The 23,852-nt window shown below is 69.6% G+C and carries 11 protein-coding genes; 3 read left to right on the top strand and 8 right to left on the bottom strand.

The genetic code is table 11. The features are described 5' to 3' along the window. Positions 1-18 precede the first annotated feature (18 nt). From NA10_RS23930 to NA10_RS23920, 3 genes are all read right to left on the bottom strand, one after another. Entirely contained in the window at positions 19-675 is a 657-nt protein-coding gene (locus NA10_RS23930; protein ID WP_067571708.1) for a hypothetical protein, read from the bottom strand. A 243-nt stretch (positions 676-918) separates the two neighbouring features. Further along, positions 919-2,499: a histidine ammonia-lyase gene (gene hutH / locus NA10_RS23925; RefSeq protein WP_245677745.1), complete on the bottom strand. Its 1,581-nt coding sequence runs from the start codon at positions 2,497-2,499 to the stop codon at positions 919-921. 15 nt (positions 2,500-2,514) lie between these two features. After that, complete coding sequence (locus tag NA10_RS23920) at positions 2,515-3,348, bottom strand: helix-turn-helix domain-containing protein (RefSeq protein WP_067571706.1); 834 nt, start codon at positions 3,346-3,348, stop codon at positions 2,515-2,517. Positions 3,349-3,465: 117 nt separating this feature from the next. Here NA10_RS23920 and NA10_RS23915 point away from each other — a divergent pair, with 117 nt between their 5' ends. After that, positions 3,466-4,227, top strand: a complete 762-nt coding sequence (locus tag NA10_RS23915) for an SDR family oxidoreductase (protein WP_067571792.1) — start codon at positions 3,466-3,468, stop codon at positions 4,225-4,227. A gap of 42 nt (positions 4,228-4,269) precedes the next feature. Next, positions 4,270-6,528, top strand: a complete 2,259-nt coding sequence (locus tag NA10_RS23910) for a M28 family peptidase (protein ID WP_157556708.1) — start codon at positions 4,270-4,272, stop codon at positions 6,526-6,528. Here NA10_RS23910 and NA10_RS23905 read toward each other — a convergent pair. The 3 genes from NA10_RS23905 to NA10_RS23895 all read right to left on the bottom strand — a co-directional run bounded on the left by NA10_RS23905 (position 6,525) and on the right by NA10_RS23895 (position 21,633). After that, on the bottom strand, positions 6,525-6,758 hold the full coding sequence (locus NA10_RS23905) for a hypothetical protein (protein ID WP_218021569.1): 234 nt from the start codon (positions 6,756-6,758) through the stop codon (positions 6,525-6,527). The genes NA10_RS23910 and NA10_RS23905 overlap by 4 nt on opposite strands. After that, positions 6,755-20,056 carry a non-ribosomal peptide synthetase gene (locus tag NA10_RS23900; RefSeq protein WP_067571699.1) on the bottom strand — a complete coding sequence of 4,434 codons (13,302 nt, stop codon included), beginning with the start codon at positions 20,054-20,056 and terminating at the stop codon, positions 6,755-6,757. The genes NA10_RS23905 and NA10_RS23900 overlap by 4 nt, the downstream gene beginning before the upstream one ends. 194 nt (positions 20,057-20,250) lie before the next feature. Next, entirely contained in the window at positions 20,251-21,633 is a 1,383-nt protein-coding gene (locus NA10_RS23895; RefSeq protein WP_067571790.1) for an MFS transporter, read from the bottom strand. Positions 21,634-21,851: 218 nt separating this feature from the next. Here NA10_RS23895 and NA10_RS23890 point away from each other — a divergent pair, with 218 nt between their 5' ends. Further along, complete coding sequence (locus tag NA10_RS23890; RefSeq protein ID WP_067571697.1) at positions 21,852-22,301, top strand: MarR family winged helix-turn-helix transcriptional regulator; 450 nt, start codon at positions 21,852-21,854, stop codon at positions 22,299-22,301. Positions 22,302-22,307: 6 nt separating this feature from the next. Here the strand turns inward: NA10_RS23890 and NA10_RS23885 are convergent, their stop codons facing one another. Both NA10_RS23885 and NA10_RS23880 read right to left on the bottom strand, forming a co-directional pair. Then, positions 22,308-23,210: a quinone oxidoreductase family protein gene (locus tag NA10_RS23885; RefSeq protein ID WP_067571695.1), complete on the bottom strand. Its 903-nt coding sequence runs from the start codon at positions 23,208-23,210 to the stop codon at positions 22,308-22,310. A gap of 76 nt (positions 23,211-23,286) precedes the next feature. Further along, the coding region (locus NA10_RS23880; RefSeq protein ID WP_174562548.1) for a cbb3-type cytochrome c oxidase subunit I at positions 23,287-23,852 on the bottom strand (566 nt) is incomplete at its 5' end.

Genomic DNA, 23,852 nt, shown 5'->3' with positions numbered 1-23,852 from the left:
TCGCCTAATGGCGGCGATCTAGCTCACCACGCGCGGCCACGGGTAGAGCGCCAGGTGTAAGAGCAGGACCACGAGGAGGGCGAGGGATACCGCGGCTACGGGGTGTGCGCGGCGTTCCAGGTAGCCGATGGTGCGGAAGAGGGTGGGGAAGGGGACGTCTTTGCTGAAGAACAGTGACAGGATACTCGGGATCACGACCCAGACCAGGGCGATGATGCCGTAGAGGACGTATGCGCCGAGGTAGGAGTCCGGTGACATGTGACGGTCGCCGGTGGCGAAGAGTACGCCGAGAATCAGTGCGACAGCGGCGAGTGCAAGGTAGCCGACGCCGAGCAGTTCGATATTCCCGGTAGCGGTGGTGACGCGGCCGTTGGCCGTCACCGGTCGCCCGGCCACGGTGCGCGCCACCGGTTTCGGGCTGATCAGCAGTTGCGGCACCGCGTAGTAGGCGGTCACCACGATGACGAAGACCACTACCACGCGCACCCAGGAGTGCTCGGCCTGTAGATGTCCGATGGTCGCCGAAATGGTGGGCCAGCCCGCCAATCGGAAGACCGATGCCAATTCGGGCAGCGCAATGGCCAGACCCGCGAGGCCCCACATGAGGTAACCCCAGAATTCCGCCGAACGCCCCGCCGCCGTGGGCACGGCCTCGGTGCCGACCGCCTCCGTCATACTGCCGGTTTACCACGTCAAAGGGTGTGCGGAGTGGAAGCCGTGCAGTCGATATCGGCCCGGTGCGAGGCCGATATCGCGGCAACGAGGGATGCCGTGCCGGGAGACGCACCCGGGGCGGCACGGCAGCGGGCACCTCGGCTGCGAGCGATCAGCCCGGCGACCCTTCGGCGGCGGGGACCAATCGCGAGCGATCAGCCCAGCTGCCCCGCAACCCCTTCGGCGGCGACCAATCGCGAGCGATCAGCCCAGCGGCCCGGCGACCCCTTCGGCGGCGGCGACCAATGCGCCCGCGGCGGCGAGGCTGACGGCGGCCTCGATATCGGGCGCGAGGTAGCGGTCCGGGCCCGGACCGGGCACCTGCTCGCGCAGCGCCGCGATGACGGCCGCCGTGGCGGGTGCGGGCGTCAATGGTGCGCGCATATCGATACCCCTTGCGGCGGTGAGGATTTCAATGGCGAGCACCCGGGTCAGCCCGTCGATGGCGCGGCGCAGCTTGCGGGCGGCGGACCAGCCCATGGAGACGTGGTCCTCCTGCATGGCCGAGGACGGAATGGAGTCGACGCTGGCCGGATTGGCGAGCCGCTTGAGCTCGGAAACGATTGCGGCCTGGGTGTATTGGGCGATCATATGTCCGCTGTCCACGCCGGGATCATCGGCGAGGAAAGCGTTCAGACCGTGATTGCGGGCCACATCCAGGAAGCGGTCGGTGCGCCGCTCACTGATGCTCGCCACATCGGCGACCACGATGGCGAGGAAGTCCAGTACGTAGGCGACCGGCGCGCCGTGGAAATTGCCGTTGGATTCGACCCGGCCGTCCAGGGTGACGACCGGATTGTCCACGGCGCTGGCCAATTCGCGCAGCGCCACACTTCGCGCGTGTTCGACGGTATCGCGGGCCGCACCCGCGACCTGCGGTGCGCAGCGCAGCGAATACGCGTCCTGGACACGCGCGCATTCCGGCCCGCGATGGCTGGCGACGATCTCGGAGTCGGCGAGCAGCCGGGTCATATTCGCCGCGGCGACGGCCTGTCCCGGATGCGGGCGCAGGGCCTGTAGATCGGCCGCGAAGACCCGATCGGTGCCGAGTTGACCCTCCACGCTCATGGCGGCGGCGATATCGGCCAGGCGCAGCAGTCCGTCGAGATCGTGCAGCGCCAGCACCAGCATGCCGAGCATGCCGTCGGTGCCGTTGATGAGCGCGAGCCCCTCCTTCTCCGCGAGCACCACCGGCTCCAGCCCCGCCTGCGCCAAAGCGGTTGCGGCGGGCACCAATTCACCGTCGGCGGTGCGGACCTGCCCCTCGCCCATCGCGGCCAGCGCGATATGGGACAGCGGTGCGAGATCACCCGAACAGCCGAGGCTGCCGAATTCGCGCACCACCGGGGCGATGCCCGCCGAGAGCATTCCGGCGTAGGTCAGTGCCACCTCAGGTCGTACGCCGGTGCGCCCGGTGGCCAGGGTGGACAGGCGCAGCAGCATGAGCGCGCGCACCACCTCGGTCTCCACCTCCGGCCCGGAGCCCGCCGCATGCGAGCGAATCAGGCTGCGCTGCAACTGGGTTCGCAACTCCTGCGGAATATGCCGACTGGCCAGCGCGCCGAATCCGGTGGAAACCCCGTACACCGGCTTCGGATCGTCGGCCAATTCCTGGATGCGCGTGCGACTTTCGGCGATCAGCGCCAGTGATTCGGCCGACAGCCGCACCGGCGCACCGTAGCGGGCGACACGCACCACCTCCGCCACGCTCACCGGGCCGATTCCCACGGTGACGGTGTCGTTGGAGGTGAAGCGACCGGGGGTGTGTTCGATGGAGGCGCTCACGGGCCTCTCCTTTCCTCAGACGTGCGCGGTGGTGCTCGCGGCGAGGGCCGCCAGGGCGGCGGCGGTGGCCGAGCCGGGAACGGCGGTGTAGACGACGAGCAGTTGATCGGGATCGCCCGGAAGCAGCAGTGATTCGTAGCCCATCTCCAGCAGTCCGGCCTCCGGATGCCGGATTCGCTTGGCGCCGTGCGTCTTCTCCTTGACCGGGTGCGCGGTCCAGATGCGCCGGAAGTCCGCGCTGCGGGTGGTGAGCTCATCGACCAGGGCGTGCAGTTTCGGATCGTCCGGATGCAGTCCGGCATCGCGGCGCAGGAAGGCCACGGTCTCGGCGCCCACGGTCTCCCAGTCCGGATAGAACCGCGGTGCGAGCGGGTTCAGGAACAGATAGCGGGCCTGATTGCGCTCCGCGGCGGGCACCGCGGAGAAGCCGGACACCTTGTCGCCCAGGTCATTCCAAGCGATCACGTCCATGCGGCGGCCCAGCACGAAGGCGGGAGCGACAAGGGCGTCCAGCACCAGGCGCGCCCCCGGCCGCAGCGAGTCCTGATACACCCCGCCCCCACCGGTCGGATGCGTACCGCGGGGCCGGGCCAGGACGTAGAGATGCAGTCGCTCGGAGTCGGTCAGCCGCAGTGCCCGCGCGACCGCGTCCAGCACCGCGTCCGAGGCATTGCGCCCGCGCCCCTGTTCCAGCCGGATGTAGTAGTCCACGCTGACCCCGGCCAGCTGCGCCACCTCCTCGCGGCGCAGGCCGGGCACCCGGCGGCGGCCGTATTCGCGCAATCCGGCCTCGGCGGGCTGGATGCGGGCGCGACGGGATCGCAGAAACTCGCCGAGATCGCTGTCCATGTCCCCCACCCTAGGGATATCCGATCCTGGTACTGCCGGACCCAGGAAAACCGGACCCCTCGCTACCCCTGTCGCGCCAGCTCAGGATGGGTGCAGACCTCAGCGAAGGAGAAGGAAATGAGCTACGAGAACCTGTCCGGCCGCACCGCCGTCATCACCGGAGCCGCGAGCGGAATGGGTGAGGCGACCGCAGTGCTGCTGGCTCGCCATGGCGCCCGGGTGGCGCTGCTGGCCCGGCGCGCGGATCGGCTCGAGACCCTGGTGGCCAAGATCGAGGCCGAGGGCGGGGTGGCGCTGGCGGTCCCCGTCGACATCACCGATGCCGCGAGCGTGCGCACCGCGGCGGACCGGGTGCACGCGCACTTCGGCCCGGTGGATCTGGTGGTCAACTCGGCCGGTGTCATGCTGCCCAACCCCATCGCGGCGGGTCGCGAGGACGAGTGGGTGCGCATGATCGACACCAATATCACCGGTGCGCTGCGCATCATTCGCGCGTTCGTACCGGACCTGCTGGCCGCGGCCGAGGCCGGGCGCACCGCCGATCTGGTGGACATCTCCTCCATCGGCGCGCACGTGACCTTCCCGGATTACGCGGTGTACGGGGCGACCAAGGCCGCGCTCACCCACCTGTCGGCGAGCCTGCGCACCGAATTGGGTTCGCGCCGGGTGCGGGTGACCAATATCGAACCGGGCCTGACCGCTACCGAACTCGGCTCGCATATCGACAACGAGGCATTGAGCAGCGGGTTGGACGGCATGTTCGCCGTCATCGACGCGCTCTCGGCCGACGATATCGCCGATCTGATCGCGTACACCACGAGCCGTCCCGCGCACGTCAACCTGCGTCAGCTCATTGTGCTGCCGACCCAGCAGGCGTGAGGCGCGGCCGACCGCGCGGCTTTCCTGCCTACTATCGATCTCATGCGGGTGGGACGAGGGCTTTCGGGGTTGCTGGCATTCGCGCTACTGCTGGCGGTGGTGGTGGCCACCGCCTGGCAGGGCCAACCGCGTGGATATCGCGACGACTCCGCCGCGCCGGAGGAGTTCAGCGCCGCCCGCGCCTACCGGACGGTGCGGGAGATCGCGCGGGCGCCGCATCCGGTCGGCACGCCCGAACATGACCGGGTGCGTGATCATCTCGCCGACGAGCTGCGAAAGCTGGGGCTGGAGACCGAGATTCGCGAGGGTGTGGGCCGCTGGCCCGGCAACTTCAAACCGGACAATACCGGGCTCGGCCGGGTCGCCAATATCGTCGGCACACTGAAGGGCACGAATCCGACCGGCACCGTCTACCTGGTGGCGCACTACGATTCGGTGCCGCCGGGGCCGGGCGCGAATGACGACGGGGTCGGCGTGGCGGCCATTCTGGAGACCATGCGCGCCCTGCGCGACAGTGAGAACGGCCTGCGCAATACCGTGGTCGCCCTGCTCACCGATGGTGAGGAGCCGGGGCTGCTGGGCGCGGAAGCCTTTGCGGCGGCGGGGAATTACGATCGCCACGGCGTGGTGATCAATCATGACGCGCGCGGTGCGGGCGGGCCGCCGCTGCTGTGGCGGATCACCTCCCCCGATGGCGGCCTGATCGGGGTCGCCAAGCACGCGCCGTATCCGAATACCGATTCGCTGACCACCACGCTGGCGGGTGCGGGTGTCTCCAGCACCACCGATTTCGTGGCCTTCGACAAGGTCGGGCTGCCGGTGCTGGATTGGGCCTACGCCGGTGACAGCGCCTACTACCACAATCCGAAAGATGATCCCGCGCATGTGGATCTGGCGACCGTACAGCAGCTGGGCGAGAATACGCTCGCACTGACCAGGGATTTCGGCGGGCGGGATCTGACCGATACCGCCGATCGCTCGAATCCGGCTTATTTCGCACTGCCTTTCGGCACGCTGGTGGTGCTGCCCGCCTGGGTGATCATCGCGCTCGCGGTGCTGTCGCTGCTGGTGGGCGGGTGGGTGATCCGGCAGGTGCGGCGCAATGGCGAGGCGTCCGTCAAGGGCGTGATCGGTGCTGCGGCACTGACTTCGGCGGGTACGCCGGTGGCGGTGGGCGCGACGTACGGGCTGTGGTGGCTGGTGCAGCGGATTCGGCCCGAGTACCGGGCGTGGCCGGTGGATCCGTATCGGCCCGAGTTCTTCCAGGCCGCGCTGCTGGTGCTCGCGGTCTGCGTGCTGATCGCCTGCTATGCCCTGGCGCGCCGCTGGTTCGGCGCGACCGCCGCCGCCGTCGGGGTGCTCACGGGTGTGGTGGTGGCGGGGGCCGCGACGACGGTGTACTCCCCCGCCGCGGCCGAGATGTTCGTACTGCCGGGCTGTGCGGCGGCGCTCGGGGTGGCGCTGACCTTCCTGGTGCCGGATCGCTGGCGGCTGCTCACCCTCACCGTCTTCCTGCTGCCCGCGGCCGTATTCCTGGGCTGCAATGTGTGGTTGGGTATGCAGGCCGGGCTCATGACCGCACCCTTCACCGCGGTACCGCTGGTGGTGCTGCTGGGCGGTCTGCTGCTGCTGACGCTCATTCGGAGCTGGCCGCAGCGGCGCGGCTGGACCGTTCCGGCGCTGACGCTGGTGCTGGCCCTGGTGCTCACCGCCGTGGGGCAGGCCGTGGATCGCTTTGATGTGGAGCATCCGCGGGTGGCACAGGTGGCGTACGCGCTCGACGCGGATCAGCAACAGGCCCAATGGATGTCGGTGCTACCCCCCGATGACTGGACGCGGTCGTTCGCGAGTGATCACGCTCCGGGCGCGCCCTACTCCGACCTGTTCCCCAGCGTGGTGGCCAGCGGAAAGGCAGTGGTGGAGAACCTCACCGCGCCGACCGCCGACATCATCTCCGACACCACCGATTCCGGGCAGCGCACGGTCAAGCTGCGACTGCGCTCCACGCGCGGTGCGACCCGCATCGACCTGCACTGGGAGCAGGCACCCACCGCGCTCCGGGTGGCGGGCCGCGAGGTGACTCCCGTGCCGCACAAGAGTTTCAGCTTCGCGGCACCGCCCGCCGACGGCATCGAGGTCGAACTGGTGGCACCGGCGGGCGCGGTCGCGCTCACCGTCGCCGACTACACGTATCTACCCGATTCCAAGCTCGCCCAGGGTGCGGGCGCGGGCCATCCGAACGACACCTACTTCCGGCAGGACAGTTCCGCGGTCGTCTTCGCGAAGGTGCGGGGTCTCTAGCGGCCGCTCTCGGCGAGGTGCTGATGGCGGCGCAGGTACCGCCCGGTCAGGCTGTCGCGCGTGGCGGCCGGCTGCCGCGGCGTGCCGGTGGCGATGATGCGCCCGCCATCGGGTCCGCCACCCGGTCCCATATCGATGATGTGGTCCGCGTCGCCGATCAGATCGAGGTCGTGATCGATGGCCCGCGCGCCGAAAACCCTGATGGCCCCGGATAGATGATCGATGCTCACGCTCCGTTCCACCGCCGGATCAGCGCCCGCGCGATCACCGCGATCGGCGCCGCGTCGGCCATGCCGATGTGCGTGGCGTCGATCGCGATATCGGTGATGTCCCCGCTGATGTGCTCGCTCCAGCTCGCCGCCGGGCGCCGCTCCCGATCGGGCTCGCGGGTGGCTGTGAAATGCAGCAGATCGCCCTTGTACGGCCCGCTCGGCGCACCGGGCACCCGCCGGGTGAGCGCGGCGGTCGCGCGTTCGACCATCTCCAGCGGGAAGTTCTCCGCGGCCCGCATGACCGATTCCATGGCGTGCAGTTGCGCCCAGGCCGCATCGGTGTCACCGGGCGCGAGCTGTTCGCGACCGTCCGCGACGGCGGTGTCCATCATGGCGAGCAGCACCACCTCCGCGCCGAGCAGCTGTAACCGCACGGCGATTTCGTGTGCGATGCGGCCGCCCAGGGACCAGCCGAGCAGGCGGTAGGGGCCCTCCGGCTGAATCTCGAGAATCTCGGTCACGTAGTGGTCGGCGTAGTCGCCCACCGTGCTGAGCGGTTCCTCATCCCGCACCACCCACGGATCCTGCAGGCCGTAGAGCGAGATCTCGGGATCGAGATGCGCCAGCAGGCCCGCGTACGGCCAGGCCAGTCCGCCGCCGGGGTGGATGCAGAAGAGCGTCTCGGGACCCGTGCGGCGCAGCGGCAGCAGCACCGCGTACGAGTCGTTCTCCGCTGTGTCCCCGGTCTTCTCATCCATCCGGCGGGCCAGAGCGGCGACCTTCGGGGCCTCGAAGAGGTCCCGAAGGGTGACCGAACCGTGCAGGCGCGCAATGGCCTGGGCGGCGGCGAGGGAGTTGCCGCCGAGGGTGAAGAAGTCATCATCCAGGCCGACCCGATCGACGCTCAGGATCGCCGAGAAGACCTCCGCCACTTGCTGTTCCGAGGGTGTGATCGGCGCGCGGTACTCGCCTCCGGATTTGGCGGGCACCGGCAATGCCGCTCGATCCACCTTCCCGCTGACCAGCAGCGGCAGCTCGTCGAGAACGACGACCACCGGCAGCAAATACTCCGGAAGCCGCTGTGCCGCAACGGCCGTGAGCACGGCGGGATCGAGTACCCGATCGCGCTCGGCGACCACATAGGCGACCAGTTCGGCTCCGGCGGGACCGTCGGCGCGGGCCGCCACCACATGGGCGACGCCCGGTGCGGCCGCCACCGCCGCCTCGATCTCCCCCAGCTCGACGCGCATACCGCGCACCTTCACCTGGAAGTCCGTGCGGCCCTGGTGAATCAGCTCACCGTCGAGGGTCCAGGTGACGAGATCGCCCGTGCGATACAGGCGTTCACCCGGCGCGCCGAAGGGATTGGCCACGAAGCGTGCGGCGGTGGCCCCGCCGCGACCCGGATAGCCCCGGGCCACCCCGGGCCCGCCGATATACAGCTCACCCGTCGCACCGATGGGCACCGGTCGCAGGCAGTGGTCCAGGACGTAGCAGCGCACGCCCACCGCCGGTCCGCCGATGGTGATCGGATGATCGCCGTGCAGCGGAGCGCTCATGGTCGCGATCACCGTGGTCTCGGTGGGGCCGTAGGCGTTCACCAGCAGTTGCGATCGGCCCCAGGTGGCCACCACCGCGGGCGGGCAGGACTCGCCGCCGGTGACAATCGTCGACAGGTCGGGCAGATCGGCCGGATCGGTGCGGGCCAGCACCGCGGGTGTCACGAACCCGTGCGTCACCCGCTCGCGGCGCAGCAAGTCGGTCAGGGCCGCGCCCGCGTAGGCGTCCGGTGGCGCGATCACCAGCGTGGCCGCCGTGCGGGCCGCGAGGGTGAGTTCCCAGATCGAGACGTCGAAGGTCGGCGAAGCCACGCAAAGAATGCGATCGCCGCGGCCCGCATCGATCGAATGTGATTGCGCGGCGACCATATTCGCGAGGCCGGCGTGGGTCACCAGCACGGCCTTGGGCAGGCCGGTGGAGCCGGAGGTGTGAATCACATAGGCCGCATTGTCGATTCGCGCCCGCCGCGCCTCGACGCGATCCGCCGGGCGCTCCTCGGGCCATGGTTCGACGGGGATTCCGGTGGCGGACAGGACGACGACTTCCACCGGCTCGGTGGCGAAGGCGGCGCGCTCGGGTTCGGTGGTGAGCACCACCCGCGCACCCGCGTCCCGGACCATGGCGGCGATGCGGGCGGGCGGGAAGCCGGGATCCACCGCCATGAAGGCGGCGCCGGATTTGGTGACCGCCCAGCACGCCGCCACCCAGGCCGGTGAGCGCGACATCCCGAGTGCGACCACGTCTTCCGGTCCGATGCCGCGTGCGATGAGGTCCCGGGCGATCTCCTCGGCGCGATCGTCCAACTCCCGATAGGTCAGGGCCAGGTCACCGCTGCGCACGGCCGCCACCTCGGGGGCACGGCGGACGGCCGCCGTCAGCAGATCCGGCAGCAGCAGGTCAGTGTCGGCGCCGCCGGTGTGATTCCAGTCCTGGACGATGCGGCGCTGCTCGGCGGCGTCGAGTATCGGCAGCCGGGCCATCGAGGTGAGCGGATCGGCGCACACCCGCTCCAGCAGCAGGGCGTAGCGCCGCGCCAGCGCCGCGATGGTGACCTGATCGAAGAGATCCGTGGCGTATTGGACGCGCACGGAAAGTCCGGAATTCGACTGGGTGACAATGAATTCCAGATCGAAGCGGGCCGTCGGCGAGGCCAGCGCGACCGGTTCGGCGTCCAGACCGGGCAACTCCAGCCGGACCGGGTCCAGATTCTGCAGGGTCAGCAGCACCTGGAACAGCGGATGCCGGGAGCGGGATCGCGGCGGATCGAGCGCCTCCACCACCTGTTCGAAGGGCAGTTCGGCGTGTGCGAAGGCGGCCAGGTCGGTCTCGCGCACCTGTCCCAGGAAGGACGAGAAAGACTGTGCCACCGGCACTTTCGTCCGCAGCACCAGGGTGTTCACGAACATGCCCACCAGATCGTCCAGCGCCGCCTCACCGCGCCCGGCCACCGGCGTGCCGATGGCGATATCGCTGCCGCCGGTCCACGCCGCCAACAGCATGGCCAGTCCGGCGTGCAGGAGCATGAACAGTGAGGCGTCGTGCTCGAGCGCGACCGCGCGCAGCCGCCGCACCGCCCGTTCCGGAATCTCGCAGGTGACCGTCGCACCGGCGTGCGAGGCGATCAGCGGGCGGGCGCGATCGGCCGGCAGCCCGAGTTCGGTGGGCAGGTCGGCGAGTGTGGTTGTCCAGTAGGCGATCTGGCGTGCCATCTCCGATTCCGGGTCCTCGGCCGCGCCGAGCATGGCCCGCTGCCACAGCGTGTAGTCGGCGTACTGTACCGCCAGTTCTGGCCACTGCGGTTCCATACCCCGGCACGCGCCCGAATACGCGGTCACCAGATCGCGGGCCAGCGGTGCGAGCGAGAATCCGTCCGCGTTGGCGTGATGAATCACGAAGGCCAGCAGCCACTCCCGCACCGGCCCGTTCGGTTCGGCGACGGCGAACAACCTGGTGCGCACCGGCGCTTCGGTCGTGAGATCGAAGGGCCGGGAACAGAACTCCCACAGCTCCTCGCTGGCGTACGCGGCATCGACATGCACTGCCGCGATGGGCGATTCGGCCTCCGGCGGCAGGACCCGCTGCCACCCGATACCGTCCGCCTCCGGGTAATAGGTGCGCAGACTCTCGTGCCGGGCGATGACCGCGCGCACCGCCGTCACCATGGCGGCGGTATTCAGGTCGCCGGTCAGGCGCAGGACGAGCGGAATGTGGTACGCCTCCGATTCCGGATCGAGGCGGTTCAACAGCCACAGCCGCTGCTGGGCGAAGGACAGCGGAATGCGGTCGGGACGGGCCATGGCGGTCAATGGAATTCGTGCCGACGGCGCAGTTTCGGCCAAGCGCGCGGCCAAGGCCGCCACGGTCGGCGCGTCGAAGAGGATGCGCACCGGGACCCGGCGGCCCACTGCCGCTGCGAGCCGCGCCGCCACCCGGGTGGCACTGAGCGAATTACCGCCGAGTCGGAAGAAGTCGTCATCGAGGCCGATCCGATCGACCCCCAGCACCTCACCGAATACCCGTGCCACCGCCAGTTCGGTGCTGCTCTCCGGTGCGCGGAAGGGTGCGGTGTCGAGTACGGGTGCGGGCAGTGCGCTCCGATCGACCTTGCCGTTCACGGTCAGCGACAGTCGTTCGCACAGCACGAAGGCGGCGGGCACCAGATGGTCGGGCAGCCGTTCCGCCACCGCCGCGCGCACCGCCGCGATATCCGATGCGCCGTCGGCGGTCAGGTAGGCGACGAGCCGCGGATCGCCGGGAAGATCCCGGCGAATCATGACCGCGGCCTGTGCGACACCGGGCGCGCTCGCGACGGCGGCCTCGATCGCGCCGAGCTCGATCCGCATACCGCGCAATTTCACCTGATCATCGGTGCGACCCACGAATTCCAGTGCGCCCGCGGCATTCCAGCGCACCGAATCACCGGTGCGGTACATGCGACCGGGCGCGAAGGGGTCGGCCAGGAAACGCAGGGCGGTCAGGCCCGGGCGGGCGTGATAGCCGCGCGCCACACCGGCCCCGGCGATGTACAGCTCGCCGGTCACCCCCGCGGGGACCGGGTGCAGCCAGGCATCCAGCACGTAGCAGCGCATACCCGTCGCGGGGCCGCCCAGCGTGACGGGGCGACCGGGGACGTACGGCGCGCTGAGATGGGAGATGATGGTGGTCTCGGTGGGGCCGTACGCGATCACCAGGGTCCGGTCGGCCGACCAGCGCGCGGCGAGCGCGGGGGCGACGACCTCGCCGCCGGTCACCAGCACCCGCGGGCCCGCGGACGCCAGCTCGTGCGGGTCCATGCCCGCGAGCACGGCCGGGGTGAGGAAGGCGTGCGTAATCCGTTCCCGGCGCAGCAGTTCCGTGAGTTCGGAGCCGCCGTAGACGTCGGGCTCGGCGAGCACCAGGGTCGCCGCCGCCCCCAGGGCCAGCAGCACCTCCCAGAGCGAGGCGTCGAAGCTCGGCGAGGCCACCGCCAGCACCCGCGCATCCCTTCCCGGCGCACAGTGCGCGGTCTGGGCGGCGACCGTATTGGCAAGCCCCGCATGGGTGATCACCACACCCTTGGGCGCACCGGTCGACCCGGAGGTGTAGATCACGTACGCCGCGTCGTACAGCCGGAGGTTCCGGAGTCGCTCATTGCCGGTCACCACCGACGCGGACGTGGCGGCCAGTTCGGCGACCATCGCCGGATCGTCGACCGCCAGCCAGCCGGCCGGGGGTGCGCCGGGGAGGCCGTCACCGCTGTCAGCGGTGGTGAGACCCAGTGCCGCACCGGTTTCCGCGAGCATATGCGCGATGCGTTCGCGCGGATGACGCGGGTCGAGGGGAAGGTAGGTCGCACCGGATTTGGCCACCGCCCACAGGGCGATCACCCACTCCACCGACCGGCGCATGACCACCGCGACCACATCGCCGGGACCGACGCCCCGGCGAATCAGGCCGCGGGTCAATTGATTCGACCGCTGATCCAGCTCGCGATAGGTGAGTGCGCGAGCGCCGCACACCACCGCCACGGCATCCGGCGCGAGGGTCACGGCGCGGCACATCAGGCCGGGCAGATTGATATGGGTGGCCCCGCCGGTCTTGTTCCAGGAGTGCAGGATTCGCTCCCGCTCGACCGGCGTGAGCAGCTCGATGGTGTGCGAGGGGCGATCCGGTGCGGCGGCCGCCTGCGCGAGCACCCGGCCGAATCGGTCCAGCAGGGCCGCCGCGGTCTCGCCGTCGCAGCGTGCGGTGTCATAGCGCAGGGTCAGCGCCAGACCCGAATCCCGCTCGGCCACCTCGAATTCCAGATCGAAGCGGACGTGCGCGGTGCGCGGCGGAATCGGTTCCACCCGGACACCGGGCAGGCACAGTTCGGCCGATCCGAAGTTCCGATAGGCCAGCATCACCTGGAAGAGCGGATGCCGGGCGGCGGAACGGGGCAGGTCGAGGGCCTCGACCACGCGCTCGAAGGGGGCGCGGGCGTTGGCGAAGGCGTCCACATCGATAACGCGGACGCGATGCACCAGCTCGTCGAAGGATGCGGTGGCCTCGACCGGCACGCGCAGCGCCACGGGATTGACGAACATGCCGACCAGATCGTCGAGTCCGGGGTGGTCACGTCCGGCGGTCGGGGTGCCGATGACGATATCGGTGCTGCCGGACAGGCGCGCCAGCAGGACGACCAGCGCGGCGTGCACCACCATGAACAGTGAGGCGCGGTGCCGTTGCCCGATGGCGCGCAGTGCGGCGGTGATCTCCTGCGGCACAACGGCATCGACGCTGCCACCGATATGCCGGGAGAACTCCGGGCGCGGGCGATCCAGCGGAAGCGCGAGCTCGAGCGGCGCACCGTCGAGCACTCGAACCCAGTGCGCCAGTTGCCTGTTCAGTTCGGAGTCCGGATCCTCGGGAGCGCCCAGCGCGGTGTGCTGGCGCACGGTGTGATCCGCGTACCGCAGGGACAGTGCGGGCCACCGGGGCGCGCCGCCGATCGACCGGGCGGTGTACGCCGCCGCGAGATCGCGAGCGAGCGGGCCGAGCGAGAAGCCGTCGGCATTGACATGGTGCACAACGAGAGCCAGCACCCAACCGGCACAGCCGCCGTCCTGCTCGAGTGCGTACAGCCGCGCCCGGATCGGGGGCGCCGTCGCGAGATCGAATGGCTCGCTCTCGAATTCGGCGAGGACGTGATCGAGCCGCTCCGGTGAAATCCGGCACAGTTCCAAGGCGACCGCATCCGCCGATGCCACCCGCTGATATGGCACGCCCTCGTGCTCCGGGAAGTAGGTGCGCAGCGCCTCGTGCCGCCGCACCACATCGGTGACGGCGGTCGACAGGGCCGCCACGTCGAGCGCGCCGGTCAGTCGGACGGCCAGCAGAATGTGATAGGCCGCGCCCGCGCCGAAGCGATCCAGCAGCCAGATTCCCTGCTGTGCGAAGGAGAGCGGGACCCGCTCCGGCCCGGGCCGCTCGGGAGCGGCCGCCGGATGGGAGGGCGCGGCTACGCCCCGCGCGGTGAGCGCTTGGGCCAGACCCGCCACGGTGGGCCGCTCGAAGAGCGCACGCAGATCCGGTTCGAAACCGGTCGCGCGCAGTGCGGCCACCACCCGGGCGGCGCTGAGCGAATTGCCGCCGAGGGCGAAGAAATCATCGGTGGAGCCGACCCGGTCAACACCCAGGACCTCGGCGAAGGCCCGCGCCACCATCTCCTCGAACTCGGTCTCGGGGGCGCGGAACGCCACGGGCGAGCGCTCCGGGTCGGGCAGCGCCGACCGATCGACCTTGCCGGTCAGGGTCAGCGGAAACCGTTCCAGCACGGTCACGGTCGCCGGCAGATACTGATCCGGCAGGGTGCGGGACAGCTGCGCGCGCACCTCGGCGGGGTCCACCTCGGATTCGGCCGCGGCCACCACGTACGCGGCCAACTCCGGTTCCACCGATCCGGTCTGGGCGTCCACGCGCGCGGTGACCACGGCATCGCCCACCGCGGGCAGGGCGGTGAGGGCGGCCTCGATCTCGCCGAGTTCGAGGCGGACGCCGCGAATCTTGACCTGGAAGTCATTGCGGCCGTGGTAATCCAGTTCACCGTCACCGCGCCAGCTGCCGAGATCGCCGGTGCGGTACATGCGATCACCGGCGGCGGTGAAGGGGTCCGGCAGGAAACGGGTGGCGGTGAGGCCGGAACGCCGGTGGTAGCCGCGCGCCAAACCCGTTCCGGCCAGGTAGATTTCGCCGATCACGCCGGGCGGGACGGGGCGCAGTCGATCGTCCAGCACATAGCAGCGCATCCCGACGACGGGTCCGCCGAGGGAGACGGTGGCATCGGCCCGCAGCGGCACCGTGACCGTCGCCCAGATGGTGGCCTCGGTGGGACCGTAGATATTGACGAAACACCTTCCGGCGGACCACAGTTCGACCAGTTCCGGTGGACAGGTCTCACCGGCGGCGGCGAGCAGGCGCAGCTCGGGCAGGCGCTCGGGCGCGGTGAGGGTGGCCAGTACCCGCGGGGTGAGCAGCGCGTGCGAGATACGCTCGCGCTCCAGCAGCTCCAGCAGAGCGTCCCCGGCGTAGGCCCACGCCGGGGCGATCACCAGGGTCGCCCCGGATCCCAAGGCCAGCAGCAGTTCCCAGATCGAGGCGTCGAAACCGGGCGAGGCCACCGCGAGCACGCGGGTCGCCGGATCGGAGTCGCAGCGCTGCGCCTGGGTCACCAGCACATTGGCGAGCCCGGCGTGCGTAATGGTGACGGCCTTGGGTTTTCCGGTCGATCCGGAGGTGTACATGACATACGCCGGATGCGCCAGCCGCAGCGGGCGCACCCGATCGGCATCGGTGATCGGCGGCGACTCCGGCTCGACCGGCTCATCCGGATCGATGAGCAGCCAGCCGCCGCCCGCCGGCGCGGGCAGATCCGCGCGGCGGCGATCGGTGGTGATGCCCATGGCCGCGGCGGAATCGGTCAGCATGAGATCGATGCGTTCGGCGGGCGCGTTCGGATCGATGGGCAGATAGGCCGCACCGGTGTACGCGACCGCGCAGACCGCGACCACCCACTCCGGGGAGCGGGGCAGCGCCACCGCGACGATGTCCTCCGGCCCGATACCGAGGGCGATGAGCCTGCGCGCCAACCGGTTCGCGCGTGCGCTCAGCTCGCCATAGGTGAGCGAACCGCTCTCCCCGGTCACCGCCCGCAGCTCCGGGTCATAGGCCGCCGCGCGGGTCAACAGGTGCGGCAGGGTGACCGCGATGGCTTGGCTGGTCTCATTCCATTCGCGCAGCAGCCGCCGCTCCTCGGCGGAGAGCAGATCGATATCGCCGACCGGGGTGGCGCCATCGCGGGCGATCTGGTCCAGCACCCGGGCCAACCGTTGCGCGAGTGCCCGGACCGCGCCCTCGGTGAACAGATCGGTGGCGTACTGCACGCTGACCGCCAAGCCGCCGGGCGATTCCGCGACGGTGAACTCCAGATCGAATTTGGCCAGCGGCAAAGGCATTTCGATCGACTCCACCCGCAGTCCGGGCAGCTCGAATTCGGCGTACGCGCGCGGCCGGAACGACAGCATCACCTGGAAGAGCGGATGCCTGGTCGGGGACCACGGCACGCCCAGCGCATCCACCACCCGCTCGAACGGGGCGTCGTCATGCGCGAAGGCGCTCAGATCGATATCGCGCACCCGGGACAGCAGTGCGTCGAAGGATTCACCGGCGTGCACCGGAACCCGCAGCACCAGCGTATTGACGAACATGCCGATGAGATCGTCGAGGCGGGCGTCACCGCGCCCGGCCACCGGGGTGCCGACCGCGATATCGCTTCCACCCGATACCGCGGCCAGCACCACCGACAGGCCGGCGTGCACGACCATGAACATGGTCGCGCCGTGCCGGCGCGCCACCTCGCGCAATCCCCCGGCGGTAGCGCCGGAGATATCCACACCCACTCGCCCGGCCCGCCGCGTCGGCTGCGCCGGGCGCGGCCTATGCGGTGGCAGACCGGATTCCATCGGCAGCCCGGCCAAGACCTCCGACCAGTAGCCGAGCTGTCGAGACAGTTCGGACTCCGGATCGGTTGCCGCGCCGAGCACCTCGCGCTGCCAGAGGGTGTAATCCGCGTACTGCACGGGCAGTGGCGCCCACTCGGGGACGGCACTGCGCGCCCGAGACCGGTACGCGGCCGCCAGATCTCGGGCGAATGGAGCGAGCGAGAGTCCGTCGGCGATCACATGATGCACCAGAACGGCGAGAATATGCTGTTCCGCCACGCCCTGCGTGTCATGAATCCGCAGCAGCCGCACCAGAATCGGCGGGGCGGCGGCGAGATCGAAACCGCTGCCGCCGAATTCGTACAGTGTCCGCTCGACGTCCTGGGCCGCAATGGTTTCCGCCACCAGCCCCGCGACCACCGTGTCGACCGGGGAAATCCGCTGACAAACCGCCCCGTCGATCTCCGGGAACCAGGTCCGCAGCGCCTCATGCCGCTCCACCACATCGGTGAGCGCGGCGGTCAGCGCGCTGACGTCCAGCGCCCCGGTCAAGCGCAAGCCCAGCAGCATGTTGTAGGCCGCGGACTCCGGGTCCATCCGATGCGAGAGCCAAAGCCGCCGCTGCGCATACGACATGGGCACGGTCGCACCCCGCTCCCGCGCCGCGGGCCGCGCCCGCTCCACCAGCAGATCCCGCGCACCCACCCGCTCGGCGAAGGCGGCCACCGTCCCGGCTTCGAACAGATCCCGGACTCCCGCCGCCACCCCGAGGGCCGCCGCGACCCGCCCGGCCACCAGGGCGGCGCCGAGCGAATCCCCGCCGAGGGCGAAGAAATCGTCATCCACTCCGATGCGCCGGCCGACGAGCCGGTCGTCACCGAGTACCTGTGTGAACGCCTCGGCCACGGCCTTCTCCGCCGCCGTCACGGGCGCGCGGTATCGACCGGTCGCGGCCACCGGTGCGGGCAGCGCCGCCCGATCCACCTTCCCATTGGCCGATGTCGGCAGGCGATCGAGCAGCACGATCGTGGGCACCATATAGCTCGGGAGTCGCTGCGCCGCAGACACTTCCAGCTCCCTAGTGGTCAGCAGCACGCCTGGCTCCGGCACCGCGTACGCGACTATGCTCGGCGCGGCGGCGGTGCGCACGATCACCACGGCCTGTGCGACGCCGGGGCAGGCGGCCAGCACGGATTCGATCTCGCCGAGTTCGATGCGCAGACCGCGGATCTTGATCTGGGTGTCCACGCGACCGCGGAAGTCGAGTTCACCGCAGCCGTTCCAGGCGGCGAGATCGCCGGTGCGGTAGAGGCGTTCGCCGGGCGCGCCGAACGGATCGGCGACGAAGGTGGCGGCGGTGACGACCGGACGGGCCAGATAGCCGCGGGCCAGTCCGGGACCGCCGAGGTAGAGCTCACCCACCACGCCGGGGGGAACCGGTCGGAGCCAGGGATCCAGCACATAGCAGCGCATACCGGGGACCGTGTCGCCCAGGGTGATCGGGCGGTCCGGGGCGAGCGGGCCCAGGTTGGTGACAATGGTCGCCTCGGTGGGGCCGTACGCATTGACCAGGGTGCGGCCCGGGGACCACGCCGCGACCACCGCCCGCGGACAGGCTTCGCCGCCGGTCGAAAGGTAGTGCAGCGCACCGAGTCCCGACGGATCGGTGCTCGCCAGCACCGCGGGGGTGAGGAAGGCATGGGTCACCCCCGTCCGGCGGATGAAGTCGGTCAGCGCCGGACCCGCGTACACCTCGCTCGGCGCGATGACCAGCGTGGCACCGGCGGCGAACGCGTTCAGTAGTTCCCAGAGCGAGGCGTCGAAGGTCGGCGTGGTGACGCACAGCATGCGATCGCCGGGTACGGCGGGCAGGTAATCGCCCTGTGCCGCAAGCAGTCCGGCCAGGCCGGCATGGGTCACCACCACGCCCTTGGGCGTACCGGTCGAGCCCGAGGTGTAGATGACGTAGGCCGGATGCGCCGGTCGCAGCGGACGCACGCGCTCCGCGGCGGTGACCGGCGCCGCGTCCAGATCGGCGTGGGCATCGGCCGATGGACCCGTGGCGGGCGAGTCCATCAGATCGCCGAGCGTCAGGTACGCACGTCCCCGGCGCACCGGCTCCGGCAATTGCGCTGTGGCGGTGTCGATTATGACCCGCACCCGGGATTCCTCGAGCATCGCGGCGATCCGCTCGGCGGGGTGGACCGGATCGATCGGCAGGTAGGCCGCGCCGGTCTTGGCCACCGCCCAGAGGGCCACCACCCATTCGGCGCTCCGGCGGGCGGGGACGGCGACGACATCCTCCGGTCCGACGCCGGACCGAATCAGCGTGCGCGCCAATCGATTGGACAGCGCGTCCAGTCGTCCGTAGGTGAGCTCGGTGGTGCCGTCGATCACGGCGGTCTCGGCGGCGTGCCGCGCACCGGCGGCCAGCAATTCCGGCAGCAATTCCGGATCGGGCTCGTCGATGCGGTTCGGCGCGTGCAGGATTCGGTCCCGCTCGGCATCGGTGAGCAATCCGATACCGCCGACCGGCTGATCCGGATCGGCGGCAATGAAGTTGCCCAGGAATAGCAGGAATCGATTCAGCTGCCCATCCAACTCCGCCCGGTCATACCGTTCGGGGTTGGCGAGAATATCGATCGAGAGGCCCTCCGCATGCCCGGCGCGATACAGATTGAAATGCAGATCCGCCACCGAACCCGAAGAGAGGATGCGATATTCGGCCACCGCCCGGCCGAAGCGGCTGGTGCGGTCGAAGAACATCAGATTCACGCTCGGGCCGAGCAGCTGATCCGCGCTCACCCCGAGATCGCGGCGCAGCTCCTCGAAGCGATATCGCTGATGCCGTAGCCCGCCGGTGATCTCGCGCGCCGCCGCGCCGATGAGTTCGCGCACCGTGATCGCGCCCGCGCAGTGCAGCCGGATCGGCAGCACATTGGCCAGCATGCCGCCCGAGCGCTTCAAGGCCGCGGTCGTCCGCGCCGAGGCCGCGAGCTGCACCATCGGCTCGGTGGTCCCGGCGATACCGGCGCGGAACGCGCAGATCGCCGCCACCAGCACCTGCGCCGGACTGACCCCGCAATCCTGCGCCAGCTGCTCCAGCGCCACCCATTCGAAGGCCGAGAGCGCACCCTCGGCGCGCAGCGCGATGGGCGCCGAGCCGCCGTGCCGCGCCCGGACCACCGCACCGGCGGGTGTCGGAACGGTCCAGTCCGAGAAGCGTTCCCGCCAATACTCCCGATCGGCGGTGAATCGCGTGGACTCCCGATACGCGGTCTCGACGGCCTGGATCCCGGCGGGCGAGAGCCCGCCGAACGCCGGCGGCTCGGTCTCGCGCAGCAGCGCCTCGTACCACTGCCCGATGCGCGCGATCAGGCTCAGCCCGCCGTACCCGTCGATGGCGACGTGATGCATCTGCGCGTACCAGATGTGCCGCTCCGGTCCGACCCGCAACAGCGCGGCCGCCCACAGCGGCGCGTCGAGGAGATCGATGGGTTCGCGGTGCCGCCGATTCATCCATTCCAGCGCCGCCGCATGCGGTTCGGGCGCGGCGGTGCAGTCGACGCGTTCGAGTTCGCCGCCGATATCGGGGGCCATCCACTGATACGGCCGCCCCTCGGCCTGGCCGATGCGCAGTCTGCCGACCCCGAACTCCTCGAAGGCGCGGTGCGAGGCGGCGTCGAAGAGTTCCACGTCGAGCGGACCGCGCAATTCCAGGTAGTGCGCCTGGCCGGGGAGCGCGCGCGAATCCGCGCCGAGCCCGGTCCCGATATCGTCCGCGAGCCACAATTCCATTTGGGCGCTGGACAATTCGAACGGTACGGCGTCGCATAGATCCGGAGACTGGGCTGGCACTGTCCCTCCCGAAGTCGAGAGCGGCGGAATGAGCCGGAGCACAATTGGATACGCGTGCGCCCCGACTGCGGACAGTACCGCACAGTTGCTGGAAGTCTGCTGCTATTTCCTGCGTGCCGTAAGTGGACGAATGATCAGGCTGCCGCGATCTTCGCGCTGGTGGACGAGCGCCCGATTGCCTTATCACCCTTGACCGGAATGCAGGCGGCAATCGCCGCGGCCACCGCCGCAACCCCGCAGCCGATGAAAAGTCCGGTGCGGAAACCACTTTCGGTCGGAATCGAATGGCCGCCCAGCGTCGTGCTCATTTGCGAGAGCACCGCACCGATGATCGCCGCCGAGAACGAGGTGCCGATCGAGCGCATGAGCGTATTGAAACTATTGGCCGCCGCCGTCTCCGCGAGCGGTACGGCACTCATGATCAACGCGGGCATCGCGCCGTAGGCCAATGCCACACCGCAGTTGCAGACGCAGACCGCCACCAGCAGCCCCCAGGTGGAACCCATCAGCGCCGTCGAGGAGGCGTACCCGGCGGCCAGCACCAGCGCGCCGGACACCAGCGTCACCTTCGGACCGCGCGCGGCGGAGAGCTTCGCACCCAACGGCGAGATGAGCATCATGACCACCCCGCCAGGGGCCATCCACAGACCCATGGCCAGCATCGACTGCCCCAGGCCGTATCCGGTGACCTTCGGCAGTTGCAGCAGTTGCGGAATGATCAGTGAGGCGGAGTACATGCCGAATCCGAGGACCAAGGACGAGGCATTGGTGAGCAGCACCTTGGGCCGCGCGGTGACGCGCAGATCGACCAGCGGGTCCGCGGTGCGCAACTCCCACCAGCCCCAGAGTGCCAGCGCCACAACGGCGGCCGCGAGCAGGCCGAGAATGCTGCCGCTGTCCCAGCCCCAGGTCGCGCCCTTGGAGATGCCGAGCAACAGGCAGATCAGTCCGATACCGAGCCCGACCGCGCCGATGGCGTCGAAGCGGCCACTGGCGAGCACCGGCACATCCGGCACCACCACGTGGATGAGAATCGCGATGAGCAGGCTCGAGCCCGCCGCCGCCCAGAACAGCACCCGCCAATTCGCGTGCTGCGCAACGGCTGCCGCCACCGGCAGGCCGATCGCGCCGCCGATTCCCATGGAGGCGCTCACCATTGCGATGGCCGGACCGACGCGCTCGGCGGGCAGCAGATCGCGCAGCGCCGAAATACCAAGCGGCAGAATGCCCATGCCCATACCCTGCAGACCGCGACCGATGATCATGGGCGCGACCGATCCGGCGACCGCGCAGAGCACGGAGCCCGCGATGAGCGGCACCGTGGAGACCAGCAGCATGCGCCGCTTGCCGTAGAGATCACCGAGCCGCCCCGACACCGGCGTGGTGACGGCCGCGGCCAGCAGTGTCGCGGTCACCACCCAGGAGGCATTGGAAGCGCCGGTGTGCAGTAGCGCGGGCAGTTCGCCGAGCAGCGGCACCACCAGGGTCTGCATGACGGCGGCGATGATGCCCGCCATGGCGAGCACCCCGACTATGCCGCCGGGCCGCCCGCCCGAGCCGGTGGGACTGTCCGCCCCGGGGACCGCGGTGCTCGATGACACAGCCACACGCTTCTCCTCATCGATCGAATACAAGGCGTGTGTACGGTACACATGTTATGCATTGTGCATATACGTGCTGTGACTCACATCACCTGTGATAGACAGGCTCACGCAGGTCGCGACGGAAGGACGGCATGGAAAAGCCCACGGACCGGGTCGAATTCGAAACCATGCTGCTCGGCCGGTACACCATCAACGCGCGCTATCGGCGCGACGGCACCAGGATGGATCGCAGCGCGTACGTGCTGCTGAGCCGGCTCAGCGTGCAGGGCCCGATGACCATCGGTCAGCTCACCGAGGCTTTCGGACTGGACACCTCCACGCTCAATCGCCAGACCGCGGCCCTGCTGCGCGCCGGGGTGGTGGAGCGCATCCCCGACCCGGACGGTGGCATCGCCCGCAAATTCCGCATCACCGCGGCGGGCGAACGCGGCCTGGAGGCCGAGCGCGCCGCCAATACCGAAGGGCTGGAACGGGTTATGGAAACCTGGTCGGCCGCGGACGTCGCGGCCTTCGCCGGTTATCTGGAACGGCTCAATACCGATATCGAGCGCATCGACGGAAGACCCTGGCCGCGACCCTGATTCGGCTCAGGCGAGGCGCACCATGACCCGGCCGAGATTGCGACGGGCCGTGATGAGCCCCATCGCCTCGTCGATGCGATCCAGCGGCAGCACGGTGTGCCGAGGTCGAATCGCGCCCTCCGCCAACAGCTTCCACAGTTCGGCACGGTAGGACTCGATCACCTCGGGACGGGTTCTGGCGAACAGACCAACCGAGAAACCGGTGACGGTCTTGAGCTCGGCGAGCAGGGCGTTCACGTCCACCGCACCGCGACCGGCGCTGTAGGCGACCAGACGGCCCTGCGGCGCAAGCACTTCCACGCAGCGCCGCACCTGATCACCGCCTACGCCGTCGAGGATGACATCCACCCGTTCGGTCCACGGCTCGTCGTAGGTGAGCACGGCATCGGCTCCGCAGTCGCGAACGAAACCGGCCTTGTCGGCGGAGCTCACCGCGGCGATCACCCGGGCCGCGCCCAGCGCCCGCGCCAATTGCACCGCGAGATGACCGCTGCCGCTGGCCGCGCCGGTGATCATGATCGACTCCCCCGCCGTGAATCGCCCGGCGCGCAGCGCGCCCAGGGCGACGAGTCCGCCGCGTACCACCGCCAGCGCGTCGGCGGCCCCGACCCCGGCCGGAATCTCGGTCACCAATGCCGGTGCCGCGAGCGCGTATTCGGCATAGGCGCCGGAGAACACCACACCGCCGACGCGTTTGCCGACCCACGCGGCATCGACCTCGGGTCCCACCTCGACCACGGTGCCGACGACCTCGGCGCCGGGATCCGCCGCGGCGTCCGCGCCGAGCATGCGCACCAGCCCGAGATGTACGCCCACAACCTCCGAATGAATCAGCAGCTGCCCCGGTCCCGGCACCGGCCGATCCACCTCGACAGGTTCGCGAAGTCCCGAGAACAGCACCTTGAGCATGAGAAATCCCCTTCGACCAGAATCTTGTAACGGACACAAGATTAGAATGAAGGGGATTCATATGTCAATCCTAAAATTATTGCTCGGAGACCTTCGCCTCCTCGGCGACATAGTGCGATTTGGAGCCCCAGCCCACATGGGCCTCGGCGCGCATGCGCTCGACCATGTGCGGGTAATGCAGCTCGAACGCGGGGCGCTCGGAGCGGATGCGCGGCAGCTCGTAGAAGTTGTGCCGCGGGGGCGGGCAGGAGGTCGCCCACTCCAGCGAATTGCCGTAGCCCCACGGATCATCCACGGTCACTACCTCGCCGTAGCGGTAGGACTTGAAGACGTTCCACACGAACGGCAGCATCGACGCGCCGAGAATGAAAGCGCCGATGGTGGAGATGGTATTGAGCGTGGTGAAACCGTCACCGGGCAGATAGTCGGCGTAGCGGCGCGGCATGCCCTCATTGCCCAGCCAGTGCTGCACCAGGAAGGTGGTGTGGAAACCCACGAACGTCGCCCAGAAGTGCCACTTGCCCAGGCGCTCGTCCATCATGCGGCCGGTCATCTTCGGGAACCAGAAATAGATGCCCGCGAAGGTCGCGAACACGATGGTGCCGAACAATACGTAGTGGAAGTGCGCCACCACGAAATAGC

Origin of the sequence: Nocardia acidivorans NBRC 108247 (genome assembly GCF_001625085.1) — a bacterium.
GTDB lineage: Bacteria > Actinomycetota > Actinomycetes > Mycobacteriales > Mycobacteriaceae > Nocardia > Nocardia acidivorans.
The sequence above is the reverse complement of the archived record's forward strand: the minus strand, read 5'-3'. Positions and strand labels throughout refer to the sequence as shown.